General features: G+C 70.0%; 11 protein-coding genes. 5 read left to right on the forward strand and 6 right to left on the reverse strand.

Annotated elements, in window-relative coordinates; translation table 11 throughout:
* Nucleotides 1-40 precede the first annotated feature (40 nt).
* A complete protein-coding gene (locus VPH61_RS01175) occupies nucleotides 41-616 on the forward strand; it encodes a GNAT family N-acetyltransferase (protein WP_332061690.1) in 576 nt (191 codons plus the stop codon).
* Here the strand turns inward: VPH61_RS01175 and VPH61_RS01180 are convergent.
* Complete coding sequence (locus VPH61_RS01180) at nucleotides 594-3251, reverse strand: MMPL family transporter (RefSeq protein ID WP_332061691.1); 2658 nt, start codon at nucleotides 3249-3251, stop codon at nucleotides 594-596. The genes VPH61_RS01175 and VPH61_RS01180 overlap by 23 nt on opposite strands.
* A 123-nt stretch (nucleotides 3252-3374) precedes the next feature.
* Between VPH61_RS01180 and VPH61_RS01185 the strand changes: the two genes are divergently transcribed.
* The 3 genes from VPH61_RS01185 to VPH61_RS01195 are packed head-to-tail and all read left to right on the forward strand — an operon-like array spanning nucleotide 3375 to nucleotide 6076.
* Nucleotides 3375-3932, forward strand: coding sequence for a TetR/AcrR family transcriptional regulator (locus tag VPH61_RS01185; RefSeq protein WP_332061692.1), 558 nt, complete (start codon nucleotides 3375-3377; stop codon nucleotides 3930-3932).
* 46 nt (nucleotides 3933-3978) lie between these two features.
* On the forward strand, nucleotides 3979-5355 hold the full coding sequence (locus VPH61_RS01190) for an FAD-binding oxidoreductase (RefSeq protein ID WP_332061693.1): 1377 nt from the start codon (nucleotides 3979-3981) through the stop codon (nucleotides 5353-5355).
* Nucleotides 5356-5413: 58 nt separating this feature from the next.
* The gene (locus VPH61_RS01195) at nucleotides 5414-6076 is read left to right on the forward strand and encodes a phosphatase PAP2 family protein (protein ID WP_332061694.1); all 663 of its coding nucleotides are present in this window, start codon (nucleotides 5414-5416) and stop codon (nucleotides 6074-6076) included.
* On the opposite strand, the gene VPH61_RS01200 is transcribed toward VPH61_RS01195, so the two are convergent.
* Complete coding sequence (locus tag VPH61_RS01200) at nucleotides 6066-6395, reverse strand: nuclear transport factor 2 family protein (protein WP_332061695.1); 330 nt, start codon at nucleotides 6393-6395, stop codon at nucleotides 6066-6068. The genes VPH61_RS01195 and VPH61_RS01200 overlap by 11 nt on opposite strands.
* Nucleotides 6396-6505: 110 nt before the next feature.
* On the opposite strand from VPH61_RS01200, the gene VPH61_RS01205 reads away from it, so the two are divergent.
* Nucleotides 6506-7603: a DNA glycosylase AlkZ-like family protein gene (locus VPH61_RS01205; protein ID WP_332061696.1), complete on the forward strand. Its 1098-nt coding sequence runs from the start codon at nucleotides 6506-6508 to the stop codon at nucleotides 7601-7603.
* 4 nt (nucleotides 7604-7607) lie between these two features.
* Here VPH61_RS01205 and VPH61_RS01210 read toward each other — a convergent pair whose 3' ends face one another.
* From VPH61_RS01210 to VPH61_RS01225, 4 genes are all read right to left on the reverse strand, one after another.
* Nucleotides 7608-9086, reverse strand: a complete 1479-nt coding sequence (locus tag VPH61_RS01210; RefSeq protein ID WP_332061697.1) for a sulfatase family protein — start codon at nucleotides 9084-9086, stop codon at nucleotides 7608-7610.
* 112 nt (nucleotides 9087-9198) lie between these two features.
* The gene (locus tag VPH61_RS01215; protein ID WP_332061698.1) at nucleotides 9199-10218 is read right to left on the reverse strand and encodes an aliphatic sulfonate ABC transporter substrate-binding protein; all 1020 of its coding nucleotides are present in this window, start codon (nucleotides 10216-10218) and stop codon (nucleotides 9199-9201) included.
* 60 nt (nucleotides 10219-10278) lie between these two features.
* Nucleotides 10279-11064, reverse strand: a complete 786-nt coding sequence (locus tag VPH61_RS01220) for an ABC transporter ATP-binding protein (RefSeq protein ID WP_332061699.1) — start codon at nucleotides 11062-11064, stop codon at nucleotides 10279-10281.
* Entirely contained in the window at nucleotides 11061-11876 is an 816-nt protein-coding gene (locus VPH61_RS01225; protein ID WP_332061700.1) for an ABC transporter permease, read from the reverse strand. Before VPH61_RS01225 ends, VPH61_RS01220 begins: the two co-directional genes overlap by 4 nt.
* Nucleotides 11877-11880 lie beyond the last annotated feature (4 nt).

Raw genomic sequence — 11880 nt, forward strand, 5'->3', positions numbered from 1 at the left:
CACGGTTCCGGATGTCGGCTGGCGGTGGCAGGCTGACGGCATGCCGATCGAGGTACGCCCCGCGACCGAGTTCGACGACGTCGCGGCCGTCGTCGGGCCGAAGAACCCTGCGTCGAACGTGTGCTTCTGCCTGAGCTACCGACTGCTCTCATCGAAAGAGAACGTCGAGCTGCGCGGGCCTGCGCGTGCCGATCGGGTGCGCGAGCTCTGCGCGCTCGACCCGCCGCCCGGCGTGCTCGCGTACGACGGCGACGAGGTCGTCGGCTGGGCCGGGGTGCATCCGCGCGCCGACACGAGCTTCGCGAAGAACCGCAAGATCCCCCACGTCGATGACCTCGACGTGTGGTCGGTGTGGTGCATCCGCGTGCGGCCCGGGCACCGCAAGAGCGGCATCAGCCACCACCTGCTCGCAGGCGCGGTCGAGTTCGCACGCGCCCACGGTGCGCCGGCGATCGAGGGCTACCCCGTCGACAATCAGGGCGAGAAGGTCGACCTGACCATGGCCTACGTCGGCACCCGCGCACTGTTCGAACGCGCCGGGTTCACGAAGGCCTCAGACACCCAGTCGGTCATCAGCGGGTTCCCGCGCGTGCTCATGCGCCTCGATCTGCGCTGAGCCCCGCCGCTTCGTCGGGCTCCGCGTCGCCGATCTTCACGTCGCCGGTCGAGGCATCCGTCGCCGTGTCGCCGGCCCTGGCCGTCGTCTCGCCCGTCGCCGCGCCGCTCGCAGGAGCCCCGTGCACCGGGTGGCTCCGCTCGAGCGCCGCGCCCTCGACGTCGACATCGGGCAGCAGGCGGTCGAGCCACTTCGGCAGCCACCACGCGGCCGGACCGAGCAGGTGCATGATCGCGGGCGTCAGCAGCATGCGCACGATGAACGCGTCGAACAGCACGCCGATCGCGAGGCCGAAGCCGAGCGGCCGCACCATCGTGAGGTGCGAGAAGACGAAGCCGCCGAACACGGCCGCCATGATGATCGCCGCCGCGGTGACGACGGCTCGCCCGCCGCGGAGGCCCGCGACGACCGCGAGGCGCGCGGGAGTGCCGTGCACGTACGCCTCGCGCATGCCGGAGACGAGGAACAGCTGGTAGTCCATCGCGAGGCCGAACAGCACGCCCATGACGATGATCGGCGCGAAGTTCAGCACCGGCCCCGGGTTGTGCACGCCGAACACCTCGCCGAGCCAGCCCCACTGGAAGATCGCCACCGTCGCGCCGAACGCCGCGAACAGTGAGAGCACGAAGCCGGCGGTCGCGATGAGCGGTACCAGGATCGAGCGGAACACGAGGATCAGGATGATGAGCGAGAGGCCCACGACGACCGCGAGGTAGAGCGGCAACACCCCGGCGAGCTTCGCCGAGATGTCGATGTTGCCGCTCGCCCCGCCCGCGACTCCGAGCTCGACGCCGTCGAGCTGGGCAGCGGATGCCGCGTCGCCGTCGATCGGCGACTGGCCGCGCAGCTCGTGCACGAGGGCCTCGGTCGACTCGCTCGACGGCCCGTCGCTCGGCACGACCTGGAAGGCGAAGAAGTCGCGCTCGTCGGAGACGCCCGCAGGAGCCACGGCGACGACGTCGTCGACGCTCATGAGCCACTCGGCGAGGTCGGCCTGGGTGGCGGCGACCTCGTCTTCGGCGACCGCGTCGGGCAGCGTCGCGGTCACGAGCAGGGGTCCGTTCTGGCCGGCGCCGAAGGCGTCGGAGACCGCAGTGTAGGCCTGGTAGGTCGTGGCATCCGGCGACTCGGATGCCCCGTCGGGCAGGCCGAGCCGCATCGAGAGCGCCGGAATCGCGATGACGAGGAGCAGCACGATCGAGACCACTGCCGTGACGATCGCCCGCCACGTCGGCATGGCGACGAGCTTCGGCGCCGCGTGCGACTCGTGGCCGATCTCGGCGCGAGCGCGCTTTCCGAGCACGCGCACGCCGATCAGCCCGAGGAGCGCCGGGGTGAGCGTGACCGCGATGAGCACGGCGACGAGCACGCAGACCGCGCCGACGGTGCCCATGATGCCGAGGAACGGGATGCCGGTGACGTTCAGGGCGAGCAGGGCCACGAGCACGGTCGAGCCGGCGAAGACGACGGCGTTGCCCGCGGTGCCGTTGGCGAGCTGGATCGACTCGCGCAGCTCCATGCCGGCGAGCACCTGGCGCCGGTGCCGGTTGATGATGAAGAGCGCGTAGTCGATGCCGACGGCGAGGCCCAGCATGACGCCGAGCACGGGCGTGACCGACGACATGTCGACGACGTCCGAGAAGGCGAGCGACCCGGCGACGCCGATGCCGACGCCGATGAACGAGGAGATGATCGGCAGCGTCGCGGGCAGGAGCGCGCGGAACACGATGATGAGCACGAGGGCGGCGATCAGCACGCCGACGATCTCGCCGATGCCGATGAGCCCGTCGATCGAGGCGGCGATCTCCGAGGAGTAGTCGACGTTCACGCCGTCGATGTCGGCGCCGTCGAGCGCGGCCGCGACCTCGGCCTTCAGCTCGCTCGAGAGCGAGAAGAGATCGTCCTCGAACATGACGACGCCGATCGCGGTGGACTCGTCGGTCGACACCGTGCGGATCTCGGCGGCGGCGTCCATCAGCCGCTCTCCGTCGTCGAGTTCGGCGGCCGACTCGTCGAGCTGGGCTCGGCCGTCGTCGAGCTGTGCCTGCTGGGCGTCGAGCTCCGCGGTGCCCGCGTCGAGCTGAGCCTGCTGCGCGTCGAACTGCGGGGCGGCCTGTTCGTAGACGCCGGCGGCCTTCGCCTGCTCGACCGCCGCGTCGAGCTGCGCCTGGCCCGCCGCGAGCTGGGCGCTCGCGGCGTCGAGCTGCGCCTGGCCCGCGTCGAGTTCGGCGCGGCCGGCCTCGATCTGCGCGGTGCCATCCGCGAGCTGGCCGGCTTGGTCATCGCGAGCGGATGCCGCGGCGAACGGGTCGACGACCTCCGCGACGCCGTCGATCTCGGCGATGTCGGCGAGGAGCGCGGAGATCTCCTCGCGCTGCGCCTCGGTCAGCGCCTCGCCATCATCGGTCTGGAAGACCACGGTGCCGTTGGCTCCGCCGAGACCGTCGAGCCGGGCGTCGAGCTGCTCGGTGACCCGCTCGGTCTCGGTACCGGGGATCGACATGCTCTGCGTGAGCGTGCCGCCAAAGGCGAGGAAGGCGCCGCCTGCGAGGGCGAGCACGCCGAGCCATCCGACGAGCACGAGCCATGCTCGTCGTGCCGAGAATCGACCGATGCGGTACAGAAGTTCAGCCATGGAGCCGAGGTGCCCTTCATGAAGTGTCGGGGAATCGGCGCTTCATCGAGCCCTCTCGAGGATAACCGACATCTGTTGGAAATCTTGACGCTTCGGGACATCCGGAGCTGGCAGAATCCCCCTATGGACGTCAGGGTGGAGCGAACGCGGCGACGCCTGCAGAGCGCCCTGCTCGAGCTCGCTCGGGAGCGGCCGCTCGACGAGGTGACGATCGCCGAGATCACCGCGCGTGCCGGCGTGAACCGCAGCAGCTTCTACCAGCACTACTCCGACAAGGAGACCCTGCTCGCCGACGCGCTCGACGCGGCTGCTGAGACGGCCGCCACGATGCTGCCCGATCGCTACGAACCGCCGAGCGGCCCGCCGCAGGCGCTCATCGTCTTCCTCCAGCACGTCGACGAGCACGCCGAGCTGTATCGCTCGGTCTTCGGGGCGACGGGGTCGGCCGTGGTGCTCGCCCGGCTCCGCGGCCGCATCGACGCGATCGTGCGTGCCGGCTTCGTTTCGGCCGACTCCGGGGCGTACGGCGGCCTGCCGCTCGACATCATCGCCGCGGGCATCACGGGCTCCGCGCTCGGAGTGGTCGAAGCGTGGCTCCTACGGGACCCGCGTCCGTCGGTCGAGGTCGGCGCCGACTGGGTCTGGCGTGCGCTGCTCGGCCCAGGCGTCGACTGGGAGTGACGCCGTCGGAGGTCTCCGCTAGGTTGACCCCGACGAAAGGACCGCGATGACCTCCGCATCCGAACTGCTCGCACTTCGCGCCGAACTCACCGGCACGCTCCTGCTCCCGGGCGACACCGACTACGAGGCGGCGCGGCGCCCATGGAACCTCAGCGTCGACCAGCACCCTGCGGCGATCGCAGAGCCGGCGGATGTCGCGGACCTGCAGGCGATCCTCCGCTTCGCGGCTGCGGCCGGGCTCGGCGTCACCGTGCAGCCCAACGGCCACGGCGCGAACGGCGACCTGCGCGGGGTCGTGCTCGTTCGGCCGGCGCGATTCGACTCCCTCGCCGTCGACACGCAGGCGCGGGTGCTGCGCGCCGGGGCGGGCGTCAATTGGGGCCGGGCGCTCGACGAGCTCGACGGCACCGGCCTCGTCGCGCTCGCGGGCTCGAACGCCGAGGTCAATGTCGTCGCGCTCGCGATCGCCGGCGGGCACTCGATGTTCAGCCGCCGGTACGGCATCACTGCCCGGTCGATCATCTCCGTCGAGCTCGTCGACGCGGCAGGCGTCGTGCATCGGGTGAGCGATGCCGACGACGCCGAGCTCATCTGGGCGCTGCGCGGCGGCGGCGGGCTCTTCGGCATCGTCACCGAGATCGAGCTCGCCCTCTATCCCGGTGACGCGATCTTCGGCGGCGGCCTGACCTTCCCCGCGGAGTCGGCCGAGGCCGTCATCACGGCCGCGCTCGAACTCGCCCGCGACGAGCCCGAACTCGGCGTCGACATCGGCATGATGCGCTTCCCCGATGTCGAGCACCTGCCGCCGCACCTGCGCGGCCGCACCGTCGCGACAGTGAACCTCGTGCACCTCGGCGACGAGGCGACCGGGCGCGCGTTCGCCGATCGCATCACCTCGGTCGCCGAGCCGATCGCCGACGCGCTCACGAACTTCACGATCGGCGGGCTCGCCGCTGTCGCGGCCGAGCCGGTCGACCCCATGCCGTCGGCCGAGTTCGGCGCCGCCATCACCGGTCTCGATGCCGCGTTCGCTCGCGAGTTCGTCGACGCGTTCCTCAGCGGCGCCGATCGCGGGCTCATGCGCTGCGGCATCCGCCTCCTCGGCGGCGCGATCGCCGACGAGCTCGGGGCCGACCGCGCCGTCGTCGGCGCGATGCAGGCCGACGGCCTGGTGAGCGCGGGAGTGCTGCTCTTCGATCCGACGATCGACGTCGACGCGGCGTTCGCGCCCCTCCGCGAACTCGTCGCGAAGCACCCCGGCGGGCGGCCGCTGCCCTCCTTCCTCGGTTCGGGGGCGACGCTCGCCGGCGCCTACGACCCCGACGTGCTCGAGCGCCTCGCCGCCGTCAAGCAGCGTGTGGACCCGGGCGGGGTGATCCGCAGCAACCGCCCGTTGGGCTGGCTGGATCAGACTGTCGGCTGACCTCGAATGCATCTCACGGCTGACGATCGGCGATCGCCCCGTCGGTAGCGTCGAGCGGATGAAGCACTCGCCCTGGCTCACCGCACCCGTGCTCGTCGTCGGCGGGCTCGCCGCACTCGTGATGTTCCTTCCGTTTCCCGGCAGCCTGAGCGTGGTGCTCTTCGAGGCGATCGCTCCGACGACGTCGCGCTGGCCGGGCATCGACGTGCCGGCGCTTGCCGGGCTCTTCCCCCTCGCCGCCCTGCTCGCGATCGCGCTCCTGCGAGCGTGGCGCACGGATGTCGCGCGCTTCGCCGCGGGCGGCGCTGCGGCGCTCGGGACGGCGCTCGCGTATCTCGCGAGTGAGGGGCTGAAGCTCGTGGTCGCCCAGGACCGTCCGTGCCGCGATGTCGTCGCGGTGGCGGAGTGCCCGCCCGCGGACGACTGGTCGTTCCCCTCGAACCACTCGACCGTCGCGTTCGCCCTCTTCGCCGCGATCGTCGTCGTGACCCATCGCAGCTGGGTGCCCTGGGCGGCCGCACTGCTCGCGGGCGTCGTCGCGAGCGCACGGGTGGCCGAGGGCGTGCACTACCCGCACGATGTGGCTGCCGGAGCCCTGCTGGGCATGGCGGTGGCATTCGCCGCGAGCGCGGCGTTGCGACGCCCTGCGCTACGGGCGTCGACGAGGGTTGCCGGGCGCCGCACGAATCGCGCGCACGATGGCGAGTCGCTCAGGAGATGACGAACCGCGAGATCAGTCCGCCCGACAGCTGAAAGGCGAAGTCTGCGGGCCCGTTGTAGCCATTGCCCGAGACCGCGACACTGACGACGTATTCATCAGGCGCGTCGCCCGCCCGCACGCTCAGCACCTCGAACCGCTCCTGCCGGCCGATGTTGTCGGTCTTGTTCCAACTCGCGACGCCATCGCGCCCGTGGAACTCCCGCGACATGTCCTTCAGGTAGGCATCGGGCGCGAACGCCGCCACGAATCCGTCCGAGTCGCCGAGGTTCGTCGAATCGACGAACGCCCGGATGGCACTCGGCAGTTGTTGCTCCGTCATGCTGGCTCCTCTCGTCGGCGGGCTCGCATCGACGACGGCACCGTATCGCGAAGCGGTGCGCAAGCCCAAGCTGACGGGCCGGCGTCGGATGCGATGAGTACCGTGGCCCCATGGAGCCGCATCGTCTCGATCGCAGCGAGGCGCGACGCGTCGCGATTCGCGCGCAACTGCTCGACGCCCCTCGACCGACCGAGCTGCTCGGGGTCGTGCGGCAGCTGACGCTGCTGCAGGTCGACCCGACGGCGGCGATCGCACCGAACGCGGACCTCGTGGCGTGGAGCCGCCTCGGCAACGCGTATCGGCCGGGCGACCTCGTTCGCGCCCTCGAGCAGGAGCGCACGCTGTTCGAGGTCGACGCGCTCATCCGCCCGATCGAAGACCTCGCGCTGCATCGCGCCGACATGGCGTCGTGGCCGACGTGGCAGCGGTCGCGAGAGTGGCTCGAGCAGAACGCGTCGTTCCGCCGCGACATCCTCCGCCGCCTCGCCGGCTCCCCCGAACCGCTGCTCTCCCGCGAGATCCCCGACACGAGCGCGGTGGCGTGGCAGTCGAGCGGGTGGACCCACAACCAGAACGTCGGTCGCATGCTCGAGCTGCTCGCGCTGCGCGGCGAGGTCGCGATCGCGGCCCGGCGAGGGCGCGAGCGGCTCTGGGCGCCCGCCGATCGCGTCTACCCCGCCGAGTCGCTCGCGTCCCCTGTGATGCCGGCCGACGAAGCCCTGCAGCGACGCAACGAACGCCGGTTGGCGGCCCTCGGCATCGCCCGCGAGAAGTCGACGAAGATGCCGCTCGAACCCGTCGATGTGGGCCTCGCCGGCGAGCCGGCGATCGTCGAGGGCGTGCCCGGCGTCTGGCGGGTCGACCCCGCGGCCCTCGGCCGGCCGTTCGCCGGTCGAACCGCGCTGCTCTCACCGTTCGACCGGCTGACCTACGACCGCGTGCGGGCACAGCAGCTCTTCGACTTCGAGTACGTGCTCGAGATGTACAAGCCCGCCGCAGCCCGCCGGTGGGGCTACTTCGCCCTGCCGATCCTGCACGGCGACCGCCTCGTCGGCAAGCTCGACGCGAAGGCCGACCGCAAGGCGGGCACGCTCACGGTCAACGCGGTGCATGAAGACGTGCCGTTCAGCCGCGACATCCGCCACGCCGTCGACGATGAGGTCGCGAGCCTCGCCGACTGGCTCGGGCTCGAGGTCGTCGCGGCCTGAGCGGTCAGCCGACGACGAGTCGCTCGTCTTGGGATGCCGCCTCGGTTGAGGCTGCGAGCCCCTCGGGTCGTGGCTGCGCCGAGTGCGGGGTGTCGAGGAGGTCGGCCTGGAGTCGCCAGAGCGTGACCTTCAGTTCTTCGCGAAGCTCGGCGTACGCGGGGTCGAAGTACACGTTGTTCAGCTCTTCGGGGTCGGCCTCGAGGTCGTAGAGCTCCCACTCCGGCGGGTAGCGGTGCGGGGACGCACCCGGCAGGCCGAGGCCGTCGTTGTAGAAGTAGATGAGCTTGTGCCGGTCGGTGCGCACTCCGTAGTGGGCGAACGCGTGGTGGTTGACGTCGTCGTTCTCGAAATAGCGGTAGTACATCGCGGGCCGCGTCGGTCGTGCCGGTTCGTCGGTCAGCTGCGGCCAGAAGCTCAGGCCCTGCATCCGCGGGTGCGACGCCAGCCCGACACCGTCGAGGATGGTCTGCGCGAAGTCGACGTTCGTGACGATCTGTTCCAGCGGTTCCTCGCGGTGCGGAATGCGTGACGGGCAACTGATGAGCAGCGGCATCCGGAGTGACTCGTCGTACATGAAGCGCTTGTCGAACCAGCCGTGATCGCCGAGGAAGAACCCCTGGTCCGAGGTGTACATCGTGAGGGTGTCGTCGAACTGGCCGCGATCGCGGAGCCAGTCGATGACCCGGCCCACGTTGTCGTCGACGGATGCCACGCAGGCGAGGTAGTCCTCCATGTAGCGCTGGTACTTCCAGAGCGCCGCCTGCTCGTAGTCGAGGCCCTCGGGCGGCGCCTGCTTCAGGTCGGTCAGCGTCAGGTGATCGGCGATCCGCATCGCGGCACGATGCGCGGCCGACGACCGGGTGCGGTAGTCGTCGCCGAACGTCGCCGGCACCGGGATCGGCTCGGAGTACATGCCCTTGTGCCGCTCGTCGGGCTCCCACGGCCGATGCGGTGCCTTGTGATGGATCAGCAGGCACCACGGCTCATCCCCCTCGAGGGACTCGAGCCACTCCAACGAGAGATCCGTGATCACGTCCGTCGCGTAGCCCTCGACGATGCGAACCCCGTCTTCGGTCAGGATCTGCGGATCGAAGTACTCGCCCTGGTCGCGCAGCACGGCCCAGTGGTCGAAGCCCTGCGGATCGTGCCCGGGGCCCTCCCCCATGTGCCACTTGCCGACGATGCCGGTGCGGTACCCCGACTCGCGAAGCTGCGAGACGAACGTCGGCTGCGACGCGTCGATCGGCGTCTCGAGGGTCGTGACCCCGTTCACGTGGCTGTAGGTGCCCGTGAGGATCGACGCCCGGCTCGGCGTGCACAAGGCGTTCGTGCAGAAGCAATTGTCGACGCGTACGCCCGCCTCGGCGATCTCGTCGATCCGCGGGGTGCGATTGACGACCGAGCCATACGCTCCGATGGCGTGCGAGGCGTGGTCGTCGGTCAGGATCAGCAGGATGTTCGGGCGGCGTTCGGTGGTGCTCATGGATCTCATTCGTCTCGTGCGTGCGGGGTCGGCCGGGTCATCCGCTGCCGACCGGCGCGCGACGGAGCCGGAGCTCCGCCGCGCGACCGGCGGGCAGCAGTGCCGTTCGGCCCTACTTGCCGGCCTCCACGAACTGGTCGCCCAGGTAGTACTCGGTGGGGTCGGTCGGCGACTCGAGCTTGCCGGCGCTCACGAAGTACTCGTTGAGGCTCGTGAGCCACGTCGTGACGGTGCCGTCCTCGGTGAGTTCGGTGAGCTCGGCCGAGGTCAGGTATTTGGCGTTCGCAGCCTCGGCCGCGAGGTCTTCGGGCTTGAGCTTGGTCATCGTCGCGGTGAGCTCGATCGCCTCGTCCATGTTCTCCACGCGGAAGTCGATGGCCTCGCGGATGACGGCGATCACCTGCTTCGTCAGTTCGGGGTTCTCTTCGACGAAGGCAGGGCTCGCGACGAAGGCGCTCGGGAAGGCGACCTGGTCGGCGAAGTCCTCGTTCTCGGCGAGGATCTCGAGTTCGGGCACCTGCTGCTGGATCGTGTCGATGAGCGGATACCAGATGCCCGCGGCGTCGACCTGCCCGGCCGAGAAGGCCGCGACCACGGTCGCCGGATCCATGGCGACCTTCTCGACGTCGTCCATCGTCATTCCGGCGTCCTTCAACGCCATGGTGAGGATCATGTCGCCGGACGTGCCCTCGGGCACCGCGACCTTCTTGCCCTTCAGGTCTTCGATGGAGGTGATGCCCGGTTGCGCGATCACCCGGTCGGCGTTGCCGAGCGCGTTGATGGCGGCCACCTTCGCCTGACCGGAGGCGGGCAGCCACATCGCGCCCGGGCCGATGTAGCCGAAGTCGAGGTCGTTGGTGCCGAGCGCCTGGATCTGCAGCGGACCGTTCGTGAAGACGGGCGTCTCGACGTCGATGCCGTGCTTCTCCCACAGGCCCTGGTCTTCGGCGATCGCGGCGATGCTCGCGCCGTTGAAGTCGGCGATGTAGCCGAAGCGCACCTTCTCGAGTTCGGCGGGAGCGCCGGCCTCGTCAGAACCTCCGGCCGCGCTGGGCGCGCAACCTGAGAGGGCGAGGGCGACGACGGCTGCAGCGGCGGCGAAGACGCCGCGCTGACGGGATGAGTGGGTCATGAGATCTTCCTTGATGTCGTGCTGTCGGTCGACAGCGATCGGGGGTCGTGCTGGTGGGTGTCAGTGGTTCTGGTGGTAGACCGCGTTCCAGACGCGGTTGCGCAGCGCCGCGAACTCTGGGCTGAGTCGCATCTCCTCGGTGCGCGGGTACGGCAGGTCGACCTCGACGATCTCGAAGATGCGCCCGGGCCGTGCGGCCATGACGACGACGCGGTTCGCGAGGAACACCGCCTCGTCGACGTCGTGCGTGATGAACACGACGGTGCGCTTGTCCCGGCTCCAGGTGTCGAGCAGCTGCTCCTGCAGCTTCACCCGGGTGAGGGCGTCGAGCGCGCCGAACGGCTCGTCCATGAGCAGGATGCTGGGATTCACGGCATAGGCGCGGGCGATCGCGCAGCGCTGCTTCATGCCGCCCGAGAGCATCTTGGGCAGTGCGTCGGCGAACTCGGTGAGCCCGACCATCTCGATGAAGTGCTCGGCCTTCTCGCGTCGTTCCTTCGCGGGGAGGCCCGCCGTCTTCAGTCCGAACTCGACGTTCTTGCGCACCGTGAGCCATGGGAAGAGGGCGTACTGCTGGAAGATGACGCCGCGTTCAGGGCCGGGTCCGTCGACGGCACGACCATCGACGAGCGCCTGCCCCGCGGTGGGCTCATCGAGTCCCGCGAGGATGTTCATGAGCGTCGACTTGCCGCAGCCCGACGGCCCGACGACGGTCACGAACTCGTTGTCGGCGACGTCGAGCGAGACGTCGCCCAGGGCGACGAACTCCTCGCCCTTCAGGTCGAAGGTCTTGCGCACGTGGCGCACCGAGATGCGGGCGTCGGTGAGCTGGGCGGTCGTGGTCATCGTCGTTCCTGCCATCCGGTGAGCTTCTTCTCGGCGAGCAGCAGCAGGCGGTCCATCAGGAGGCCGAGGATGCCGATCACGATGAGGCCGACGAAGATCGTCGGCAGGTCGTAGTACAGCTGCGCCTGCTGCATGCGGGCGCCGAGCCCCAGCTGCGCTGCGATGAGTTCGGCGGCGACGAGCGTCGCCCACGCGGCACCGAGGCCGACGCGCATGCCGACCAGGATGAACGGCACGGATGCCGGCACCACGACCCTGAGGAAGATGGCTGCGTCCTTCGCACCGAGCACTCGAGCGGCGTTGATCAGGGTGCGGTCGATGCTCACGACACCTTGGAACGTCGAGATCACGCACGCGAAGAACGCCGCGAGGAAGATGACGAAGATCTTCGGGACCTCGCCGATGCCGAGCAGCACGATCGCGAGCGGAATGATCGCGAGCGGCGGGATGGTGCGGAAGAACTGGATCCACGGCTCGATGAGCCCGCGTGCCCAGGCGTACCAGCCCATCATGAAGCCGACGGGGATCGCGACGAGGGTGCCGAGCGCGAAGCCGATGAGCACTCGGCTGAGGCTCGCGAGGAGGTCGGCGATGAGCGTGCCGTCGATGAGCAGCTCCCACGCGCGCACGGCGACCTCGACGGGCGACGGCAGGCGCAGGCCGGCGGCGGAGAGCGCCCACCAGAGCAGGATGCCGGCGGCGACGCTGATGAGGTTCAGGGCGAGCATCCGGCGACGCGGCGATCGGCCCTTCGGGGTCGTCGTGCGTTGCGCGGAGGTCTGGCGCACGGTGGCGTCGGTCACTGCGACCATGCGA

It is taken from the genome of Agromyces sp. CCNWLW203 (genome assembly GCF_036576125.1).
Classification (GTDB): domain Bacteria; phylum Actinomycetota; class Actinomycetes; order Actinomycetales; family Microbacteriaceae; genus Agromyces.